This window comes from Thermomonospora umbrina, from assembly GCF_003386555.1.
Classification (GTDB): domain Bacteria; phylum Actinomycetota; class Actinomycetes; order Streptosporangiales; family Streptosporangiaceae; genus Thermomonospora; species Thermomonospora umbrina.
The window spans coordinates 1,135,126-1,155,723 of record NZ_QTTT01000001.1; the positions used below are offsets into that span (position 1 = coordinate 1,135,126).

21 protein-coding genes and 2 tRNA genes are annotated in these 20,598 nt (G+C 70.5%); 16 read left to right on the forward strand and 7 right to left on the reverse strand.

Translation table 11 applies throughout. The features are described 5' to 3' along the window. Positions 1–1,116 (forward strand): hypothetical protein, encoded by a 1,116-nt coding sequence (locus DFJ69_RS04905; RefSeq protein ID WP_147312203.1) that lies wholly within the window; start codon positions 1–3, stop codon positions 1,114–1,116. Positions 1,117–1,293: 177 nt separating this feature from the next. Here DFJ69_RS04905 and glnII read toward each other — a convergent pair whose 3' ends face one another. Continuing rightward, entirely contained in the window at positions 1,294–2,307 is a 1,014-nt protein-coding gene (glnII, locus tag DFJ69_RS04910) for a glutamine synthetase (RefSeq protein WP_116021370.1), read from the reverse strand. A 273-nt stretch (positions 2,308–2,580) separates the two neighbouring features. Here glnII and DFJ69_RS04915 point away from each other — a divergent pair, with 273 nt between their 5' ends. From DFJ69_RS04915 to DFJ69_RS04925, 3 genes are all read left to right on the forward strand, one after another. Continuing rightward, positions 2,581–4,245, forward strand: coding sequence for an amidohydrolase (locus tag DFJ69_RS04915; protein ID WP_116021371.1), 1,665 nt, complete (start codon positions 2,581–2,583; stop codon positions 4,243–4,245). Positions 4,246–4,369: 124 nt separating this feature from the next. Further along, on the forward strand, positions 4,370–4,777 hold the full coding sequence (locus DFJ69_RS04920; protein ID WP_116021372.1) for a VOC family protein: 408 nt from the start codon (positions 4,370–4,372) through the stop codon (positions 4,775–4,777). A gap of 10 nt (positions 4,778–4,787) precedes the next feature. Next, entirely contained in the window at positions 4,788–5,864 is a 1,077-nt protein-coding gene (locus DFJ69_RS04925) for a PP2C family protein-serine/threonine phosphatase (protein WP_245974023.1), read from the forward strand. A 484-nt stretch (positions 5,865–6,348) separates the two neighbouring features. On the opposite strand, the gene DFJ69_RS04930 is transcribed toward DFJ69_RS04925, so the two are convergent. Further along, positions 6,349–6,423, reverse strand: a tRNA-Pro gene (locus DFJ69_RS04930). A 186-nt stretch (positions 6,424–6,609) separates the two neighbouring features. On the opposite strand from DFJ69_RS04930, the gene DFJ69_RS04935 reads away from it, so the two are divergent. Beyond that, a tRNA-Gly gene (locus DFJ69_RS04935) sits at positions 6,610–6,683 on the forward strand. A gap of 261 nt (positions 6,684–6,944) precedes the next feature. Here DFJ69_RS04935 and DFJ69_RS04940 read toward each other — a convergent pair. Continuing rightward, on the reverse strand, positions 6,945–7,157 hold the full coding sequence (locus tag DFJ69_RS04940) for a hypothetical protein (protein WP_116021373.1): 213 nt from the start codon (positions 7,155–7,157) through the stop codon (positions 6,945–6,947). A 336-nt stretch (positions 7,158–7,493) separates the two neighbouring features. Here DFJ69_RS04940 and DFJ69_RS04945 point away from each other — a divergent pair, with 336 nt between their 5' ends. Then, the gene (locus DFJ69_RS04945) at positions 7,494–8,345 is read left to right on the forward strand and encodes an NAD(P)H-binding protein (protein WP_116026412.1); all 852 of its coding nucleotides are present in this window, start codon (positions 7,494–7,496) and stop codon (positions 8,343–8,345) included. Positions 8,346–8,568: 223 nt separating this feature from the next. Here the strand turns inward: DFJ69_RS04945 and DFJ69_RS34830 are convergent, their stop codons facing one another. Then, the gene (locus DFJ69_RS34830; protein WP_147312204.1) at positions 8,569–8,730 is read right to left on the reverse strand and encodes a creatininase family protein; all 162 of its coding nucleotides are present in this window, start codon (positions 8,728–8,730) and stop codon (positions 8,569–8,571) included. A 686-nt stretch (positions 8,731–9,416) separates the two neighbouring features. Further along, positions 9,417–10,214 (reverse strand): alpha/beta fold hydrolase, encoded by a 798-nt coding sequence (locus DFJ69_RS04950; RefSeq protein WP_116021374.1) that lies wholly within the window; start codon positions 10,212–10,214, stop codon positions 9,417–9,419. A gap of 106 nt (positions 10,215–10,320) precedes the next feature. Here DFJ69_RS04950 and DFJ69_RS04955 point away from each other — a divergent pair, with 106 nt between their 5' ends. The 8 genes from DFJ69_RS04955 (at position 10,321) to DFJ69_RS36080 (ending at position 14,993) form a co-directional block, all read left to right on the forward strand. Beyond that, a complete protein-coding gene (locus DFJ69_RS04955) occupies positions 10,321–10,704 on the forward strand; it encodes a Tn3 family transposase (RefSeq protein ID WP_116021375.1) in 384 nt (127 codons plus the stop codon). Between the two features lie 38 nt (positions 10,705–10,742). Further along, the gene (locus DFJ69_RS34095) at positions 10,743–10,889 is read left to right on the forward strand and encodes a hotdog family protein (RefSeq protein WP_170177537.1); all 147 of its coding nucleotides are present in this window, start codon (positions 10,743–10,745) and stop codon (positions 10,887–10,889) included. Between the two features lie 352 nt (positions 10,890–11,241). Next, positions 11,242–11,493 carry a hypothetical protein gene (locus DFJ69_RS04960; RefSeq protein ID WP_116021376.1) on the forward strand — a complete coding sequence of 84 codons (252 nt, stop codon included), beginning with the start codon at positions 11,242–11,244 and terminating at the stop codon, positions 11,491–11,493. Between the two features lie 716 nt (positions 11,494–12,209). Beyond that, positions 12,210–12,545, forward strand: a complete 336-nt coding sequence (locus DFJ69_RS04965) for a hypothetical protein (RefSeq protein WP_116021377.1) — start codon at positions 12,210–12,212, stop codon at positions 12,543–12,545. A gap of 19 nt (positions 12,546–12,564) precedes the next feature. After that, positions 12,565–12,696 carry a hypothetical protein gene (locus DFJ69_RS36075; RefSeq protein WP_281275815.1) on the forward strand — a complete coding sequence of 44 codons (132 nt, stop codon included), beginning with the start codon at positions 12,565–12,567 and terminating at the stop codon, positions 12,694–12,696. A 228-nt stretch (positions 12,697–12,924) separates the two neighbouring features. Beyond that, the gene (locus DFJ69_RS04970; protein WP_116021378.1) at positions 12,925–14,115 is read left to right on the forward strand and encodes a serine hydrolase domain-containing protein; all 1,191 of its coding nucleotides are present in this window, start codon (positions 12,925–12,927) and stop codon (positions 14,113–14,115) included. Between the two features lie 127 nt (positions 14,116–14,242). Beyond that, entirely contained in the window at positions 14,243–14,383 is a 141-nt protein-coding gene (locus tag DFJ69_RS34100) for a recombinase family protein (protein WP_170177538.1), read from the forward strand. Between the two features lie 484 nt (positions 14,384–14,867). Further along, a complete protein-coding gene (locus DFJ69_RS36080) occupies positions 14,868–14,993 on the forward strand; it encodes a hypothetical protein (RefSeq protein WP_281275816.1) in 126 nt (41 codons plus the stop codon). A 936-nt stretch (positions 14,994–15,929) separates the two neighbouring features. On the opposite strand, the gene DFJ69_RS04990 is transcribed toward DFJ69_RS36080, so the two are convergent. Next, positions 15,930–16,631, reverse strand: coding sequence for a TetR/AcrR family transcriptional regulator (locus DFJ69_RS04990; protein ID WP_116021379.1), 702 nt, complete (start codon positions 16,629–16,631; stop codon positions 15,930–15,932). Positions 16,632–16,785: 154 nt separating this feature from the next. Here DFJ69_RS04990 and DFJ69_RS04995 point away from each other — a divergent pair, with 154 nt between their 5' ends. Together DFJ69_RS04995 and DFJ69_RS05000 are read left to right on the forward strand one after the other, a co-directional pair. After that, the gene (locus DFJ69_RS04995; protein ID WP_211328512.1) at positions 16,786–18,204 is read left to right on the forward strand and encodes an MFS transporter; all 1,419 of its coding nucleotides are present in this window, start codon (positions 16,786–16,788) and stop codon (positions 18,202–18,204) included. Positions 18,205–18,687: 483 nt separating this feature from the next. Beyond that, a complete protein-coding gene (locus DFJ69_RS05000; RefSeq protein WP_211328513.1) occupies positions 18,688–19,374 on the forward strand; it encodes a TetR/AcrR family transcriptional regulator in 687 nt (228 codons plus the stop codon). A gap of 56 nt (positions 19,375–19,430) precedes the next feature. Here the strand turns inward: DFJ69_RS05000 and DFJ69_RS05005 are convergent, their stop codons facing one another. Further along, positions 19,431–19,949: an autotransporter gene (locus tag DFJ69_RS05005; protein WP_116021382.1), complete on the reverse strand. Its 519-nt coding sequence runs from the start codon at positions 19,947–19,949 to the stop codon at positions 19,431–19,433. Positions 19,950–20,598: the final 649 nt, after the last annotated feature.

A 20,598-nucleotide genomic window follows, 5' to 3' on the forward strand; every position in this document is an offset into this window, starting at 1 on the left:
ATGGACGGGACGCTTGCGGCCTTTGGGGCCACTGGGCTGTACTATGTCGGTTTTGCGATCTTCAAGGTCGCCGCCGACCGGATGGCGCCGGTGCGAGGGCACCGGATCCACCACATGGCCGGTGTGATCCTGACCAGCCCGATCTTTCTGGCCGGGCTGGTGTTGGTGCTGGGCGGACTGAGTCTGCAGATCATCGCGCTGTCCGAGCTGGCGCTGAGCGTGGCCGTCCCGATCTTCGTCTCCGGGCTGGTCCCGTTGCTGGTGATCGCCATCGGCGTGTTCGGCGAACGGCTGGCCTTCCGCGAGTGGCTCAGCCTGGCGCTGGTCGCCGGGGCCATGCTGCTGATCGCGGCCTCCATCGGCACCCCCGAGCCCATCACGGCCGACGACGTGGGGACCTGGCGGCTGGCGGCGGTGGTGATCCCACCGCTGGTGCTGTCGCTGGGGATGATGGCGATGGGCGACCGCAGACCCGACGGGCGGCACGCGCGTCCGGTGGCGGGCGTCGCCTACGGGATGAGCGCCGGGTTCCCCATCGGGACCGCCGAACTGGCCGTCAAGGGCTGGAGCGACTCCTCCGCCGAGGGCCTGGCCATCCTCGGCACCCCGTTCCCCTACGTGACGGTGCTGGCGGCGGCGTTCGGCTTCGGCATCATCGTGGCGGCGTTCCAACGGTGCCGCGTCTCGGTGGTGGCCTCGGTGATGACCGTCACCGCCAAGACGTACCTGCTGGTGATGGGCACGATCCTGTACGGCGAGCCCTGGCCGGACGACCCGGTGACGCTGGGCCTGCGGATCGCCGCCCTGGCCCTGGCCATCTTCGCGGTGCTGCTGTTCCCGCGCTACGACGACGAACTGGAGCCACGACTCCCGGCCGACCTCCCCGACTCGTACGGCCATGAAGCCGCGCCGTACAGGTCACCGATGCCCCAAGGCCCCTTGAGCGCGCCCCCGGCGCCACAGGGCCCCCAGGCCCCGCGTGGGCCGCACGGAATGTACGGGCCACCGCCGCAACAGCCCTACGGGCCCCCCGGCCACAGGACCCCAAGGCCTCAAGGGCCTCAAGGCCCGTACGGGTCGGCAGGGCCGTGGTCTCCTGACGAGGAGCGGTACTGAGCGGCGTCGGGCGTTCAGGTCGGTGAAGCGGGCACGAAGGCGGGGAGAGGCGTCGGCAGGGCCTTCATGCGTGTACGCGAAGAGGGGATCCCGGAAGCGCCCCGCCCCGGGATCCCCTCGTTCATCGCCGTCCGCCGCGTCCCCCGCGCCGAGGCGGGGATGCGGAGCGGCGCGTTCTCAGACCTGCCCGGCGTTCTTGAGGGCCGTGCAGCAGGTGTCGACCAGCAGGCGCGTGACCTCGTACGGGTCGCAGTTGGCGTTGGGCCGGCGGTCCTCCATGTAGCCCTTCTGGTCGACCTCGACCTGCCACGGGATGCGGACCGAGGCGCCGCGGTCGCCCACGCCGTAGCTGAACTCGGTCCACGGGGCGGTCTCGTGGAGGCCGGTCAGGCGCTCCTCGATGCCGTAGCCGTACACCGCGATGTGCTCCTTGATCCGGCCGCCGAGGGACTCGGCGGCGGTGATGATCGGGGCGTAGGACTCGCGCATGGCCTTGGTGGAGAAGTTGGTGTGCGCGCCGGCGCCGTTCCAGTCGCCCTTGGCGGGCTTGGGGTCGAGGGTGGCGGCGACGTTGTGCTCCTCGGCGATGCGGTAGAGCAGCCAGCGCGCCACCCACAGGGCGTCGGAGACCTCCAGCGGCCCGGCGGGGCCGACCTGGAACTCCCACTGGCCCGGCATGACCTCGGCGTTGATGCCGGAGATCGGCAGGCCGGCGGCCAGGCAGGCGTCGAGGTGCTGCTCGACGATCTCGCGTCCGAACACCTCGTCGGCGCCGACACCGCAGTAGTACGGGCCCTGCGGGGCGGGGAAGCCGGTCTCCGGGAAGCCGAGGGGACGGCCCGCCTGGAAGAAGGTGTACTCCTGCTCGATGCCGAAGAGCGACTCCTGCTCGGCGAACGACTCGGCGATCGGCACCAGCTTGGCCCGGGTGTTGGTCGGGTGGGGCGTGCCGTCGGGGAGGTAGACCTCGCACAGCACCAGCTTGTGGTCGCCGCCCCGGATGGGGTCGGGGCACGAGAAGACCGGCTTGAGCACGCAGTCCGAGTGCTCACCGGGCGCCTGGTTGGTGCTGGAGCCGTCGAACCCCCAGGTCGGCAGGTCGGCGCCGTCGGCGAGGATCCGCGTCTTGGACCTGAGCATCGCGGTGGGCTCGGTCCCGTCGATCCAGATGTACTCGGCCTTGTAGCTCAACGTCGGTCCCTTCCTGGAGGTCGGCCGCACAGGTTTCGGCCGAGAAGGAGACTAGGAATCGGTCTTTTCGGACCTGTTGCCCTTGTGTGAACGGCGTGTTAACCAGCGCGTGACCTGGTCGGCCGTGGCTCTACTCGTCGGTAGCCCCGGCCGGCCCGGAAGCGGCTCACGTCGAACGGCCCCCGCCGTGACAGCCTCCCGGCGGCCCGCAGGTGTGACGGCCTCGACTCCTCCTGCGCTGGACTAGGTGGGACCAGCCTGACGGGAGCCGACATGAACGACCAGCCCGCCCTGAACGGACGCGCAGGCATCAACGGGCGCTGCACCCTGAACGCCAGGGAACGTCCGGTCGGGCGGACCAGGTCGAGCCGGCAGGCGGACCTGATCGTGCGGGGGCGGATCCTGACGCTCGACCCGTTCCGTCCGCTGGCGGAGGCCCTGGCGGTGCGGGCGGGCCGCATCGTCGCGATCGGCGCCGTGGACGACGTCCGCGACGTGCACGGCCCCACCACACGGCTGGTCGACGCGGGGGACGGCTGTGTGCTGCCCGGCTTCGTGGAGGCGCACGGCCATTTCGTCAACGACGCGTTGGAACGGACCGGAGCCCTGGTCGGCCTCCGCCCGGTGCGGCTCCCCGAGGCCGGCCGGGCCGTCGAGGCCATCCGGCGCGCCGTCGCCGAGCGCGGCGCCGAAGGGGCCTGCCTCTACGGCTGGGACGCCCGGCTCCGGGAACGGTTGCCCGTCCCCACCCTCGCCTGGCTGGACGAGCTCGCGCCCGACGCCCCTTTGATCATCCTGTACGACTCCGGTCACTCGGCGTACTTCAACTCGGCGACCATGCGCCGGGCCGGGCTGTCCCGGGACGCCCCCGACCCCGCCGGAGGCCACTTCGGCCGCACACCCGACGGCCATCTCGACGGCACCGCGTACGAGCCCGCCGCCGTGGCCCGTGTGACGGCCCACCTGACCGGTTCCGTCACGCTCCCGCTCTTCGCCGAGGCCCTGGCCGCCCAGGGCTCACGGGTCAACGCGGCCGGCATCACCACCATCAGCGAGATGAGCTTCAACCCCGCCCACCGCCCCCGGCTCACCGAGGCGCGCGGGATGGGAGCCCTCACCGCGCGGCTCCGCCTGTACGAGATCGCCGGCCCCTCGCTGGGCAGCGGCGTCGCGCCCGGCATGGGCGACGACCTGCTCCGCCAGATCGGCGTCAAGCTCTGGGTCGACGGGTCGGCGTGGGGCGACGACACGGCCGCCACGCGCCCGAACCACACGCATGACGAGCTGGACGAGATCTTCCAGGCCTACCACGACGCCGGCTGGCAACTGGCCTGTCACGCCGACGGCGACTCCGCCATCGGCCTCGTCCTGAACGTCTGGGAGGAACTGCTGGACGGGCGCGCCCCGGCCATCGGCCCGCCCCGACTGCGCATGGAGCACGTCGGCTCGATGCGGCCCGACCAGTTCGACCTCGCCCACGCGCTCGGCGTCTCCTGCAGCCTGTCCCCCGACCACCCGAACTACTGGAGCGAGGTCCTCTCCGACGACCTGTTCGGCGCGGACGCCGGCGAGCGGTGGACCCCGGAGGGCTCGGCCCTGCGATCGGGCATGCGGGTGTCGCTCCACGGCGAATCCCCGGCGGCCCCCGTGGAGCCGCTGCGCGCCATGGCCGTCGCCGCCGACCGCCTCGCCCGCCACCGCGGGCTCACCGGCCGCGACGCGCGGATCGGCGTCGCCCAGGCCCTCCAGGCCCAGACGATCGACGCCGCCTGGCAGCTCCACGCCGACGGCGTCACCGGGTCGCTGGAGCCGGGCAAGTACGCCGACCTGGTGATCCTCTCGGCCGATCCGCACGACGTGCCGCCGGCCGAGATCGCCGACCTGACCGTGCGGGCCACATTCCTGGCCGGCCGACAGGTCCACGGGGAAGCTTTTTGACGATGTCGTGGCCCGCCGTGGGGCCATTCTTTACCCCAAGAGCCGCTCAGGATTCCGCAGCCCCCGTTGTCGCCGCGCCGGCGGGCTGCGAGGATCGGAATCCAGCGAGATCAAGGAGAATCCGGTGGCCTCTCGTCTCAATCCGTACATCAGCTTCGCCGGGAACGCCCGGCAGGCCATGGAGTTCTACCACGAGATCTTCGGGGGCGACCTGAGGACCAACACCTACGGCGAGTACGGCGAGCAGGGCTCCGCCATCGCCGACAACATCATGCACGCCATGCTGGAGACCCCCGGCGGATTCGCCCTCATGGGCTCCGACGCCCCGCCCGGAATGGAACACCGCCCGGGCAACGACATCGCGATCAGCCTGAGCGGCGACGACGCCGACGAACTGCGCGGCTACTGGTCGAGACTGTCGGAGGGCGGCACCGTTTCCGTGCCGCTGGAGAAGCAGATGTGGGGCGACGAATTCGGTGCCTGCACGGACCGGTTCGGCATCGACTGGATGGTCAACATCGCCCAGACCTGACCCCTCCCCCGTGCGTCCCGACCGCACCCGGGGGCCGTTCCTGCGATGGCTGCCGTTCGTCGTGATGGCCACCGTCGTGACCGGCGACCTGCTCGCCGGGCGCGAGGAGGAGTTCTCCTCTCCCCTGCTCGCCCTGGGCCCGGCCTTCGCGAGCCTGGCGTCCGGTATCCGGCGCACCGCGCTCGTGGGCGCGATGGCGCTGCTCGCCGGTGCGCTGCTGGCCTCGTACAACGACATGCTCGGCACCCGCACCAGCACCCTCACGCTCCTGTCGATCGCCGGGGTGACGCTGGCGGCGATGCTGGCCACCGCCATCAGGGAACGACGCGAGCGCGAACTGGCCGACATCCGCACCGTCGCGGAGGTCGCCCAACGCGTACTGCTGCGCCCCGTCCCCCGGCGGGTCGGCCCCGTCGACGCCGCCGTCACCTACATGTCGGCGGCCACCGGCGCGCTCATCGGCGGCGACCTGTACGAGCTCGTCACGACCGGCGACCGCGCGCGGATCATCGTCGGGGACGTCCAGGGCAAGGGCCTCGACGCGGTGGAGACGGCCGCGGTGGTGCTCGGCGCGTTCCGCGAGGCCGCCCACCAGGAGTCCGACCTGCACGCCGTGGCCGCCCGCATCGACCAGGCGCTGTCCCGGCACCTCACCAGCGAACAGTTCGTCACCGCCGTCCTGGCCGAGGTCGGGCCCGACGACACCATCACCTTGATGAACTGCGGCCACCCCGCGCCGCTCCTCATCCACGCCGACGGCGTCGCGACGCTCGCCGAACCCCCCGACCACATGCCCCCGCTCGGCATCGCCGTGCCCCTGATGATGGAACGCCCCCTGTACGAGGTGCCCTTCATGGTCGGGGACCAGATACTGCTGTACACCGACGGCGTCATCGAGGCCCGCGACCCCCACGGCGAGTTCTATCCACTGCTCCAACGCGCCCATCTCCTCGAGGACCCCGACCCGGAGGTCGCCTTGGAACGGCTCCGCCTCGACCTCATCCAGCATGTCGCGGCCCACATCACCGACGACACGGCAATGCTCCTCCTACGCCGCCACACCGTGACCTGGGACAACGAGGGATAGCCCCGGCGGACATCCCCCGTCCTCCTCGAACCTCGTCCGCCGAGATCCGTCAGAATCACGACACGACCTCGTTCAGAAAGGGTGCTGCGGCGTAGGCCGCCCAGCGCGGTCGCCGACTCCCTCGGACACTTCCAGGGGGTCTTCATGGCCCAAGGTCGACGCCTACGGGGCTCCCAGTTCCATGGGCCGGTCAGCAGTTGGAGACGTGCTCCATCGACTCCCGGCAGGCACCCGAGCCGACCTGGGCCGACCGGTCGAACGAAGAGACCGCCGGACGATGGACGTGATGGCGCATTCGCGACCCCTGAGACCCCGACGCGAAAACCCGCCGCCCCGACAGCCGGGGAGGTCGCCATCGCTTCGGGTCGCCCGTGCACCGCCCACGCCCCGCATGGTGATCGAACGGGCGCGGCGGAGGCCGGCCCCGTCACGAACGGAGGCCTGACCGTCGTCACGACGATCAGGCCTCTGAACCGGTCGACCGTCGGGGTGGCGGGATTCGAACCCACGGCCTCGTGCACCCAAAGCACGCGCGCTAGCCAAGCTGCGCCACACCCCGGCCCGCCGTCGGACGGCGCCCGCGCAGGGCGACGACGACAGCGGCGTGTGAAAGTGTAGTGCGGATCCGTCCGCGCGCCATCCCCATTACGGGATGTGGCCCTCGGCCGACACCGCCGCGCGAACGAGACCGGAGAACCTGTACCCTACACAGGTGGCCGAGACCGGGGCACCGGTGCCGGCGCGCGCGGGCGTAGCTCAATGGTAGAGCCCCAGTCTTCCAAACTGGCTACGCGGGTTCGATTCCCGTCGCCCGCTCCACGTTTCCCCGGGTCAGGGGTTTGACCACCTCCAAGGCGATCACTCATTCGTCGCTGGGATTCAGTATCACGATCGTCGATCACACAGAAGGCCTTGCCGGCACCGGCGGGCCTCGCCAGGACGGCCGAGTGAACCTTTGTTGCCGATGGCCACCGGCGGCGATCGGGCATCAGGACTGCGTCGATCACCGCTCGAGCATTGCTGCGATGGCCGCTGGAGTGGGCCACCTCACCGCACACATGCCCTGCCCTGCGCGGGGGTTCAGTTACAGATGAAGAGGCTTTGCGGCGACCCCCGGTAGCCGTTCCTCGTGCCCGTCGCGTTGTAGAAGCCGGCCGAGAACCACGTCCTCCGTGGAAAGGCGCAGGAGACGTCGAAGTACCGCCCGCCCGACTCGGCGGCGGTGTTCCAGCGCTCGGTGGTCACCGATCCGCCGTCGGCGGGCGGGCTGCCGGAGTGGTTGGGGTCAGGCATGCCTTGTCAACACTGGCGGCGAAGGGGCCATCACCGGCGCCGATCGCGAGCGCGCCGAGGTCTGCGTGCTCGCCCTCCACCTGCTCGGGTCCTCGCCGGCGTTCATCGGCACCCGGCTCTCGCAGGGGGACGGCGGCGGGCCGCGCCTTTCCGGAACGCACGGGTCAGACGGCATGTCCGGTAGTCGGGTTTCGGCGGCGGTTCGTCGTACGAGGGGATGGCCCGGAAGAGCGGGTGGGCAGTCGTCGGTGCGCTGACCTGGAGGTTCGGGCTTGACCTGAACCATGGTTGATGTACGAGGGTCGTGTCATCGAACGGCGATACGAGGGGGTTCCGATGACACGGTCCAGGATCCTGGTGACCGGTGCGACCGGCAAGGTCGGCGGTGCGGTGGTGAACCGGCTGCACGCGGCGGGAGTGCCCGTGCGGGCGCTGGTGAGGAGGGAGGCGGACCTCCCGGAGGGTGTGCAGGCGGTACGCGGCGACCTCGGTGATCCCGCGTCGCTGGACGCGGCTCTGGAGGGCGTCGACGCGGTGTTCCTGGTGTGGCCGTTCCTGAGCGCCGAGGGCGCGTCGGACGTGATCGACGTGATCGGCAAGCACGCCCGACGGGTGGTGTACCTGTCCTCCGCCGGGGTCGGGGACCAGAAGGACGAGCCGGGCGAGGCGATCACCATGTTCCACACGGAGCTGGAACGGCTGATCGAGGCATCCGGTCTGGAGTGGACGGCGCTGCGGCCCACCGGGTTCGCGAGCAACACGCTGGGCTGGGCGCAGGAAATCCGCACCACCGGTGTGGTGCGGGCGCCGCTGGCAAGGTTGGCCCGCCCGCTGATCCACGAGGCGGACATGGCCGCCGTCGCCGTCCAGGCGCTGAGGACCGACGCCCTGCTCGGCACCCGCCCCCTGATCACCGGCCCCGAACTGATCACCCAGGAACGGCAGGTGGCGCTGATCGGCGAGGCGATCGGGCGGCCGGTGCGATTCGAGGAGGTCTCGCTGGAGGAGGCCATCGAGCAGATGAAGGCCGCCGGCTACCCCGCAGAGCTCGTGGAGGCCGTGCTGCCGGCCCAGGCGGAGATGCTCGACAATCCCGAGCCGGTCAACGATGAGGTCGAGCGCATCACGGGCACCCCGGCCCGGACCTTCCGCGAGTGGGCGATCGACCACGCGGCGGACTTCCGCTGAGAGAGACGTCGATACACGTCGAAAGAGACGACCGAAGCACCGGATCTCGGCTCCGCCGCCCACACTCGACGCCGAGGCCGAACCTCTTGCCCGGGGAAGCCTCCGGCGGGTTGGACCGCGCAGGTCGAAAGGCCATGGCGCGCCGTCACTCAGAAGGATTTGCATCCACGTCGTTCCGGTGGCGCACTCCTCAAGAGCCGGCAGAGAGGCGGCTACCAGCAGCTCAAGGTACGGGCGCGAAGGTCCGAGTCGGCGAATCGGATACGGCTTTGCCCTTCTCCGCCGTTCTCAGGAATGGACGGCCGATGACGCCGTTCCGGGTGTCGCGGTCGAGGCGGATGATCCGCAACAGTCGTTGCCCTTCGTCGTCATCGAGTTCGCGCACCGTACCCGCTCAGCCATGCCTAGGTTGAACCACGGGTCCGGAGAAGGCGACGGGCGTGTCACGGCATTCGAGACGGGGCAAACGTCGCACGATGTGGCTCTACGCGTCGAAGGCAGGTGTGCCGCCCTGGTCCAACCACCGTGCGTCCTCGACGGCGGCGGAGACCTGCACGCAGTTCCGGCGTACCGACAGCATGTCGCCGTAGGTGCGCTTCGTCACCGGCGACCGTGACCGTGCGAGACGCTCCATCAGCAGGAAGGCGAGTATCTCAGTTGCAGCAGGCCGTACCGGGCGCCGCCGGGCAACGCTGGACCGGGCCTTTCCCACGTCTCCCTCTATTGCCCGAAGGCCATGGCCAGCGGCCACCTCGGGAACGACCACTGGATGCCCACGCCGGGACTGGTTCGGTTCCGTCACCAGGGCCGCCGAGCAGGCGGGGATCGGCTACGGCTTCTCCGACCTGGTCACCAGCGGGCCGGGCGTGCCGCTCCCGGCCGCCGCCGACTTCCCGGCGACCGGCCATGTCGCCCTGAACGACATCCCGGCCCATCGGGAGACCCTTTGACGCACCGATCCGACCGTCTTGGGCGACACTCCGGAGGCGCAGGCGATCGCCCAGGTCGTCGGCTGGTTCGGGCGGTGCCTGTCCACCGGGCGCGACCTCCTGTGCTTCTACCACTGACCGGTCAGCGCAGTGCGTTCAAGAAGTCCAGCAGCAGCGCACCGAGCCGGTCGGGCGCCGACAGTTGCGGCCAGTGGTCGGCGTCCTCCAGCCGCTCGTACCGCCAGGACCCGGCGACGTGGTCCTCGGTCCCCGTCATCGCGGCCTCGGTCAGCGCGATGTCGCCGGTGCACCATATGCCCATCGCCGGGGCCTGGATCGGCGGGAGTTCGGGCGGCGGGTTCAGGAACGAGTCCGGCGGCAGGTTCGCGCGGTACACGTTGAGCGAGGCCGTCAGCGCAGCGGGGTCGCGCAGCCGGGCGATCACCGGCTCGGGGTCGGGATGGCGGCTCCATTCCCGGAAGTTGGCGAAGTCGTTCTGGGAGAGCCACCGCTCGGCCACCTCGGGGAACTGGAACAGCAGCATGTACCAGGACTTCTCGCGCTGCTCCCACCCCGCCGTCGCGAACGCGGCCGGATGGCCGACCGAGACGAACGTCGCCGACGACACCCGTTCCGGCGCGAGCGAGGCCAGGACGGCCGCCAGCGCCCCGCCCCAGTCGTGCCCGACGACGTGCGCCCGCTCCACCCCGCACCGGTCGAGCACGCCCAGCAGGTCCCCGAACAGCGACCCGACGTCATAGTGCTCGACCCCCTCGGGCTTGGGCGACAGCCCGAACCCGCGCAGGTCCGGAGCGATCGTGCGGTACCCGGCCGCGTTCAGCGCCGCGACCTGCGGCGCCCACAGCTCGTGCGTGTCCGGCCAGCCGTGCAGCAGCAGGACGGCGGGACCTTCCCCAACATCTGAGACATGCAGCTCCATGGGTTTCTCCCTCGAGTTCGGGTTCGGGTTCGGGTTCGGGTTCGGGTCAGAGGATTGTGAGCAGGTCCTCGCGTGACCGCAACACCTCGGGCGCTCCCGACCCCAAGTGCTGGATCCGTTCGACAACGGCCACCGCCTCGCCCCCGGCCGCCAACCGTACGTGCAGGAATCGCGTCACAGGTTCGCCCGCATGATCTGCCACGGCGGCGGCGGGAGGATCCGCCAGGCCACCGGGAGGGGCGGGGACCGGCTCGCCGCGCTCGGCCTGATGGCCGACGCCGTGGAGCTGTGGAACTCGACGCATCTGTCGGCGATCGTCGCCACCCTGCGCGGCCAGGGCCGGACCTCCAGCGAGGGCATCGGCGTGACCTACGAGGACGTGGCCCGCCCGTCCCCCTCGGACACGCCCATCTCAACGGCCTGGGCCATCACCTCCCCGGCCCCGGCCGGGACTTCGGCCGCTGCGCCCACCGGCCGGCGGCGAGGGTGAGGAGGAAGATCGGACCGGCCCCTCGTGGGCGGCTTCCGTTGGCCCTCTCCTACGAACTGCTGTCGTTCGAGGGCTTCGCGCACGACCTCGACTACGGGTACGACAAGGTCCGCTTCCCGGTGCCCCTGCCGGCGGGATCTCGTATCCGCAGGCGGGTCACCCCTGACCATCCGCCGAGCAGGTGACCAGCGGCATCCGGATCAAGACCATTCGGACCATCGAGGCCGAGGGCATCGCCAAGCCGATCGCCGTCGTCGAGTCCCTCGCCCGCGTCGTGGAGAGCCGACGGCGACGCCCGGATCCAGGTTCCCGCTCACGTCACGCCCTCGGCACCTGCCCGAGAACTCCACGTTCATGGTGGCGGGCCCGGCGAGGCCACGGGCGCGCCTGGCCGAACAGGTCGCCCGTAGAGGAAATCGATCTCCTCACCCCCGGCATGCTCCCCGGCACCAATGGGTGACGCGGAGAACGTCGGACCTGAGCGCTATGGTGCCTCTTCATGAAGACACTCCACGCCGGCCCCGAGACGACCCGGACATGAGCCGCTACCGGGGACCCGCCATCCTGATCAGCAGCGACGGAGCCGAGGTCGAGGTTCACGTCGATCTGCGCGCCAAGCAGCGGGAGTGGTCCGGGACCGCGACCATCGGCGACTTCGATGCCACCGGCCTCCACGACCGGACACTGAGGCTTCCAGACGGCCGGGAGGGACAGGTCACGCTCGGTGGTTCGGCGGCCTGGTCCGACATCATCCCGCTCGTCGGAAGTGGTCCGCCGCCCTTCGCCTGACAGCCCCGTCCAACCGGCGGTGCCCGCGTGGCCCTCGGGCTCGGTGGCGTCCGGGCCTTGGGGCGATGGCCGCCGCCGACCCGAGCACGCGGTTCGGGAGGTATCGATCCGCGGGAAGATCATCTGACAGGGCGGTAGATGCCGGCCTCCCCGGGTCGTCGTCCGAGGGAGCCTGCGAGTCCAACACCGCACCGGACCACCACGCGACGGCATGGGCGGTCTGCCCGTTCCCTCAGGAACTGCCGGACATTGATGACACCTGGGTCATCGATGGAGATCTCCTCCTCACCACCGCGGCAACGCGACCGCCGGGCGCAGCGGCGCCCGGCGGTCCTCCGCCTCGCCGAGGAGATCACCGGGAACGTCTCCAACACCTGCCGGTACCACGGCGTCAGCCGCCCAGTGCCTCCACAAGTGGCGGCACCGCCACCGGACCGAATGCCCTCCCACGAGCACGCCACCGCCGATCGGCCGGCATGAGACATCGGCCACTTCACGGCCGTCGACACCTCATCGGCAACCATGCACGAACTCCTCACCGGTTGATATCGCGCTCGCGCTCGACACGATGGGCGTCCGCGGTCGCCGTTACCGGATGTGGCTCGGCCCTCGCTCGAACGATCCCGGACGAACCCTTTAATCATGTGATCTCTTGCGCCGAACACCGGGCGGGGATGTCGGCTGAGCATGCACCGAGGTGAACGAAGGGATCGAACATGCGCAAGCTCTCTGCACTGCTGGGCCTGGCCGTCGCAACGGCGACGCTGGCGCTCCTGGGCCAGACCGCCACGGCGTCGGCGGCCGTCCCGGTGTCGTACGACGGCGGGCACTCCCACGGCGGTGGCTTCCACGAAGGCCACTGCGCCGACAACGGCAAGCACGGCGACCACTGCGGCCACGGCCACTATTGCATCGACAACCACTGCGGACACCACCAGCAGGGAGGGCATCACTGTGGAACGCACCACCACGGCAGGAACTGGGGCATTCCCATCTGGAACTTCCGCCACCTTTACGATGTGTGCGACCGGAGCCTGCTGAGCTGGCACTGAGCGTTCTCGCACGGCGCACGTGGCCGAGTCGGTACGGGGAACCGACGCGCGCCTGTCGCCGTTCGTCAACCGGCACCCGGGCGTTCACGGCACCTACAACTTCGCCCGCCCCGATTTCGCCCCCGGCGCCACCGAAGACGACGAGATCTGAAGTGGCGGCCAGACTGTCGCGATCACCAGCGACGGGACCATCTCACTGCCGGCGTGCGCCGTTTCCTTGATGCCGGGGATCGGTGTATCGCGGGCGTATCGAAAAACGCATACGTCACCGCAACAGTCTCCTGCCTTTCATGGAGGACGTGGACCACAGCGGACCATGCCGAGGACATAGTGCCCGGCTTCGGAAGGTCATCGCAAAAAGGGGCATGTCGTGCCATATGTGAACGTTCGTCCGCCGCTGAGGAGGGCCGGTCTGGCCGCCGGTGTCGCCGTGGTGATGATGGCCTCCGCCGGGCCTGCCACCGCAGCCCCGGCGGAGACCGGGAACGTGCAGAAGGCGATGGAGGAACTGGCCGGCGTTCCCGGGGTCGTGGGGGTCGTCGGCGGGGCCTACGTCGACGGGAGACCCGTCGGGCTGGGCAGCGCGGGCTCCCGGTTGCTGGAAGGCCGGGGCGGGAGGATACCCGCGAACGCCCGCTTCCGGATCTGGTCACAGACCAAGCAGATGGTGGCCACCGTGGTGCTGCAACTGGTCGAGGAGGGGCGGCTGGGTGTGGATGACAAGCTCGGCGACCTGCTGCCGGCGGTGGTGGAGCAGGACCTGGTGACGCGGGCCGACGAGATCACGGTACGGCAGATGCTCCGGCATACCTCGGGCATCCCCGACTGGTACTCCGGCAAGCCCAACCCGGACGGGAGCGAGGGAGACCCCTCGTTCGACGTGTTCGACTTCACGACCCACTACCGGCCGCTGGATCTGGTGAGGTGGAGTCGTGGTCGGCCCCGGACCGGCGAACCGGGTGAGAAGTGGTCCTACTCCAACACCAACCACACCCTCCTCGGCCTGATCATCGAGAGGTCGACCGGCCATGACCTGGCCACCGAGCTGCGCACGCGCCTGTTCGACCCGCTCGGGATGACCAAGAGCTACCTCATGGTCAAGCCGCCGGACGGCGTCAAGGGGCCGCACGGCCACGGCTACCACCCCGACGCCGGCGGCGGGCTGCGCGACGTGGACCGGTTCAACGCGAGCCTCGCCGGGGCGGGGGCCGGAGGGGTGGTCTCCACCACGCATGACGTGAGCGCCTTCAACCGGGCGTTCACCCAGGGCAAACTGCTGCCGCCGGAGCTCCAGCGAGTCCTGACCGACCGGCTGCCCAACGACCCGCAGCCCTCGAGTGAAAGCCGCGGCTCCTGCGGCGACGATTTCTACATCACGGGCGGCTCCGCCCCAGGCTCCATCGCCATGACCTTCTACTCAGCAGACGGCCGCCGCCAACTCGCGATGTCGTTCACCCTGAGCGTCAAGCCCAGCGCCGTGGAGCTTGACGTGAGCAAGGCCGTGGAGACCGTCTTCTGCCCATCTCCCTCAGCGGCGACTCCGCACCCCTCGGCCCGCGTCAGAGGTTGAGGGCGAGCACGTCCGGAAATGCCACCCGCCGTGAGAACACGCGAACGGTGGCCGTACATGAAAGACACTTTCACGCCGCCGGTATAAGGCTCTGGTACCTCCGGGCCGGAGCGGCGGCAGTGGCAAGGTGTTCGAGGAGAGCATCAGCGGCAGGCTGAACACCGACGACCGGCCCGCGCTGCTGGAAGCGCTCCCCCACATCCCCGACGGCGACATGCCGACCGTCCTGGAGGTCGACCGCCTCGGCCGCAACCTCCTGGAGGGCTGATCGAACGACCTGTTCCAACGCGGCGTCGGCGTCAACGTGCTGGAAGGCATCGCGGCCGGCGAGCACACCGAACGCTCCCTGATCGTCGCCCAAACCGAGGACCTCCGCCGCCGCTCCCCCGCAAGGCCACGAACGGCCTTGAAGCAGCCCGCAGACGCGGCAGGGTCGGCGCCCCTTGGTCGACGACGAACGCGCCGCGAACCTCGCCCGCCACGAACACGGCGAGCCCATCCGCACCAATCGCCACCGGAGTCAATGCCTCCATCCGCGTCGTCCACAAGACTTTCGCGGAGGCCAAGGCCTCGTAGGCCGCCCCGGCGACCACCTGCATCGCCGGGCTGGATGGCGGTAACTTCGCCCTCGATGGCTCGCTAGCGCCACTCGCCGAGTGGTTGAGGCTCAGGCCCCGATGCCCAGGTCCGGTTCCTGGCGCGCGCGGGCATCCGGCGGGCGATCCGCGTCGGGACTTTGGAGGCGGGGCCCGGTGTTCGCGACGCCGGCGCTGCTGCTGGGCCTATCCATGTTGCTGCACGCGATGATCCGAAACCGGATCGGGAACCTTGGCAGCGTGGTGGAGGCGTTCCTGCCGTGGTTCGTCCTGGCGGCATGACACCGCAAAGAAGGAACGACCCGCCAGTTGTCGACCCACAGCGACGAACACGTGACAATGGTCGACGCCCCAGGTGGGCGGCCGGCCGGGTGTAGACGTCAGCGGCGTCAGGCACCGGGACGACCGGGCTGAACGACCCTGCTCGCTGCGGCCCTCTGGCGGCGCGAACAGCGAGAACGCCTCGAGTGCCCGCGCGGCAAGGTCGGGGTCGAGTTCGGCGGGCCGCCGGGCGGCATGTGCGCGGTCCCGGGAATGAACCGCGAACCCGTGGGTGTATCGCTCGAGAGCAGCCCGGCCGGGCGGCGTGGCCCCGGTAGGTCGAGCCTCTCGTCGGCCCACGCCCGCTCGACCTCGCTACGGGCTCGGTTGAAGGCGCTTGCCCAGCCGCAATCGACGATGCCGTCGATCACATCGGGGAGGCCTCGCGCATCGCCACCGATGCCGACGCGGCCGAACTCGTGCAGCATCGCGACCACATGGCCGGGAAGCGCACGACGTCGTCATCGGCACAGGGAGTGCGGTGACTCAGCTCACCTGGACCTGCCGCCCGGCTTGATCGAGTGCCACGGCGAAGGCGGAACGCGGGTCACGGGCCGGCTCTGTTGTCGTGATCGGGCCGACGAGGACACCGACAGGACAGCGACCGGCAGGCCAAGGGTGGTGAGCAATCCTCACCGGCAGTCCGTATGCCCACCGCGCGCGCCCGAACGCGGAGGGACACACCCGATCCGGGTCACCGGGGGGAACCTCATGTCTGCCCGATTCTCGGCGAGTTCGCCAGCCCAGTCGAAGACCACGTCCAGCCCGGTTCATTGACCTGGGGTGTCGAATCCGCGATCGCGCACCTCCGGCACAACGGCGTGGTCGTCCCGGCCCGCGATCCGTTCGGCCGCTGCGTCGTCGCCACCTTCGTGAAGGGTGGTGGGCGCCCGAGGCTCAGGCCGGTCGGCGTTGGGCGGCCAGGCCGTCGAGGAGGTAGGCCAAGCCCGTGCGGTAGCTGCCCTCCCAATCGTCCTCGTAGAGGTAGCCGTTGGCGGCCAGGGTCGGGTAGCGATCGCCGGACGCGTTCAGGTGCTCCTGGCCCAGGCGGCGTTCTTCCTCGGTGATGGTCAGCGCGGCCTGCGATGAGGCGGCGCCCATGACGTGGTTGTAGAGCACCCAGGTCGCCGCCGAGAGGCCCTCTCCGGTGAAGCCGCAGCGTGTGAGCGTCGCCTGGAGGATCTCCATGCCGGCGAGGAAGTTGGGGCCGATGGTGGGGCGCCGTCGGGCCGGCACGGCGGCGGCCCAGGGGTGGCGCAGCAGTGCGCCGCGCCAGGAGGCCAGCACCGCGGTGACGTCTTCGCGCCAGTCCTCGGCGCGGCCGGCGGACGCCTTCGGCGGCGCCTCGCCGAAGATCGCGTCGACGGCCAGGTCGATCACGTCGTCCTTGGTGTCGACGTGCCAGTACAGGGAGGGCGCGACGACGTCGAGCCGCTCCGCGAGCCGCCGCATGGTGAGCCGGTCGATCCCCTCCTCGTCCAGCAGGGCGATGGCCGCCCGGACGATGCGGGAGGGCGTCAGCGGCGGCTCGCCCCGTCGATCGCGTCGGGGCCGCAGCCACACGCTCCGCACGTCGTTCCCCGCCCCGGTCTTGCCCATCGCACCTCATCCGATGTCCGCTCCGGCCACCCCGACCGGTGGAGCCAGTGTAGTACCGTGTTCGACGCAACGAACGTTGTTAGGGACTCCCATACGTCGTTAGGGGTACGGAATGGCGAAGGACGGTCCAAGTCGCCGGTGGACACTGCCGGCGGTGAGCGCGGCCCAACTCCTGGTCGTGCTGGACGGCACGATCGTCAATATCGCGCTGCCCTCCGCGCAGCGGGCGCTCGGCATGTCCGATGCCGGCAGGCAGTGGGCGATCACCGCCTACGCACTGGCCTTCGGCGGACTGCTGCTGATCGGCGGTCGCGTCAGCAGCGCGCTGGGCCACCGGCGTACGTTCATCATCGGGCTGCTCGGCTTCGCGGGCGCCTCCGCGCTGGGCGGCGCCGCCGGAAGCCCCGAGATGCTGTTCGCGGCGCGGGCCCTGCAGGGCGTGTTCGCCGCCGGGCTCGCGCCGGCCGGACTCTCACTGCTGACGATCACCTTCACCGAACCGCGCGAACGCGGCCGAGCCTTCGGCGTGTTCGCGGCCGTGGGCGCTGCGGGCTCGGCCATCGGGTTGATCGCGGGCGGGCTGCTGACCGAGTACGTGGGCTGGCGCTGGTGCCTGTACATCAACGTCCCCCTCGCCTTGCTCGCCGTCCTCGGCGCCACCCGCGTGGCGCGGGACCGGCCGAGCCGGGACGGGAAGGGCCTGGACGTACCAGGCGCGCTGCTCAGCACCGCGGGTTTCGTAGCGGTGGTCTATGCCTTCAACGAGGCCGCCTCGCTCGGCTGGGGCTCAGGGAAGGTGCTCGCGCTGCTGGCCGCGGGAACTCTGCTGCTGGCCACGTTCGTCGCAGTAGAACTGCGCACGCCCCGCCCGCTGCTGCCGATGCGGATCCTGCTGCACCGCGCACGGGGCGGCGCCTTCCTGGCGATCACGCTGATGTTCGTCGCGATGTTCGGCTTCTACCTCTTCATGAGCTACTACACCCAGACGATCCTCGGCTATTCACCCGTCGAGGCCGGTCTGACGTTGATCATCAATGCGCTGGCCACGCTGCTCGGCTCGACCCTCATCGCCGGGCGCCTGCACGGGCGCGTCTCCCCGGCGGCGCTGATCCTGCCCGGGCTGCTCGCGGCGGCCGCCGGCATCCTCCTGCTGACCCGGCTGACGCCGCAGAGCACGGAGGTCTTCGGCCTGTACCTGGTGCCGGCACTGCTGCTCACCGGCCTCGGCCTCGGCCTCGTCATGCCCCCGACCGCCGGCCTGGCCACCGCGGACATGGACTGGCAGAACATCGGGGCGGCCTCAGCGGCGTACAACGCGGGCCAGCAGCTCGGCGCCGCGCTCGGCACGGCGCTGTTCAACACGCTGGCGGCCGGCGCCGCGGCCTCCTATCTGGCCGCGCACCCGCAGGCCGCGGCCGCCGCGGGGACCGTACGCGGGTACACCACGGCCCTGGCCGCCGCAGCCGCCGTCCTTCTCGTCGCCGCAATCATCACCGCACCGCTGATCGTCGCTCGCCGGGGGCGGCAGCGGGCCGATGACCGGAAGGCCGAGGAGACGACGCCGGTCGGCTAGGTGCACCACCCGGGGAGGTCGGTCAACCTGATGACGGGTGGCTCGCCGGCGATGGCGGTTCGGCAGCCCACCTCTGTCGTCGTGATCGGGGCCTACGAGGACACACCGGCAGGACGACGGTAGTGAGTGGTCCCTACCAGCAGTCCGTCCGCCCACCATGCGTTCCGAACGCGGCCGACCTTCCCAGGCGGGGCGACACTCGGCCCGGCTCACCGGGCGGTCCCTCATGGCGGTCCGATTCTCGGCGAGCACCAAACCTTCGAGATCGATCTTGGCGCCGATCGCCGTTCCCGGCAGCCCCGGCGTGGGCCCAGGGGCCGGGCGTATGTGCCGCCGGGGCATGCGAGGCGTGTCGCGTTCGTTCGGCTGCGGAGAAGATCCGGCACACCGCCGCCTCTCGCCGGGCCACTCGCCCAAGCTCACCCGGCCGTCGCCTGCCGGTACCTCGCGACCGCGACCGGCGATGCGAGTGCGCCGGTTCCGGTGGCCGAGCCGGACGGGGGTGGTTGCTGCCAGCGGTCGGCGACGCGACAATCAGGCACTATGCCGTCGTCATCGACCACGTCCAAAACGGATCTGCGCGCGGCGCTCCTGCGCGCCGCCGAGCAGGCGATCGACGAGCACGGCATCGGCCCCGTCGGCATGCGGGCGATCGCCCGGCGGGTCGGCGTCTCGCACCAGGCGCCCGGACATCACTTCGGCGACCGCCGCGGGCTGTTCACGGCACTGGCCGCGAAGGGTTTCCGCACGCTGGCGAAGCGGATGCGCTCGGCGCGCCGGCGGATTCCCGACGATGCGACGCCCGCCGAACGTGTCGCCACGCTCGGCATCGGCTACATGGTCTTCGCCGAGCAGCACCCCGCGCTGTTCGTGGTGATGTACCGGCCCGAGTTGCTCAATGCCGACGATCCGGATCTCGCCGAGGCGCGCGCGAGCGCGTTCGGGATCCTCCTCGACGAGATCAACGACGCTCGTGCGATGGGCTGGGGCCGGGACCACTCGGAGACCGCGCTGGCGCTGACGTGCTGGTCGACCGTACACGGCGCCGTGACGCTCTGGCGCGACGGCACCCTGGACACCTTCTTTCCCGGCCTCGGCGGCGTCGAGGCCGCCGCCCGGCTGGTGACCGAGACGCTCAACAACGCTCTCGCCACCGCGTCAGTCGACTGACGCGGTGGGACGACGGGGACCGCGCTCCCGGCGGCGCCGGGCCCGAGCCGGTGGGATCACCGGGTGAAGTCGGCCCCCGGGAAGGTGATCTTCAGGGTCGCCTTCGAATCCGGTGCGCACGGGGCCTTCAGGGTTTCTCTCAAGGTCACGGTGCCCGTCGCCGACAGCGTGCCGGCACCGTTGGCGATCGACCCGGTCACCGGCCCCCGGTAACGGCACTCCCCGCCGAGGGCGTTGGTGATCACGATGGAGATCGTGCCGGTCACCGCGCCCTTCCTGATCTGGAAGTGGATCCGCCCGTCGTGTCTCGCCGACGTGATGACACCGACACAGGAGGCGTCGAACCCTCGGACCCGCACCTTCCATGTCCGGCCCGTGCGATGCGCCTTCGCGGTCAGGTTCGACAGGGTGCAGGTGGATGATCCGACGCCGGAGTCCCCCGTGAAACTGCCGCTGCCCTCGGACGTGCTGTAGCGATCGGGAGGCGAGACCGACGCGGACGCGGCGTGCGTCGGCACGGCGAGGGCCGCCACTGCGACCACGGCCGGGAAGGCGCCCCGCTTGAGGATCTTCATCGACGACCTTTCGTGGAACGTCTGACTTGACAGTGTCACAACCTAGGCCTGCCACTTGACATCGTCAAGCATCGTCGGCCACGGAACGATGCCGCAGAGTGGGGCCACGAAACGAAGGCGGTCCCGCCCGGCGGCCGGGTTCCTCTTCCTCTGGGCACTCCTGCTCGGGTTTGATCCAGTACCGGCAGACGCCGTCCTCGCCGGAAGGACTCGAGCACCGTCGGACGGCGCGCCTCGTCCCGCTGCGGGACACAACGCGGCCTCCGGTCAGGCCGGCGACAGCCGTGCACGGCCGTCGGCCGGGTGAACACCGGAATCCGCGCGTCCTCACCGGCCTCCGTCGACCGGGCCGCCATCTGCTTCGCCGACGGTCTGCCGTTCAGATGTCCCTCGACCGGGTCGGTCAGCGACAGTGACGCCGGCATGTCCTCACTGCTCGCCTCCCACGCGTGCCCGTCCAGCGGTGCGCGGTCGGCCCGCCGTAGCGACGGCGTCGCGGAGGCATCCCGCACCGCCGGCACACGGTGCAGTCCCCCAACACGTAGGCAAACGATCCACCGCGCCCTGCGGAGGATGCGGGTTGGCGAACACCGCCCCCGTCACCAGCGAGCCGTCGATCTCCTTAGGCAACAACTGCTTGCGCCACCTG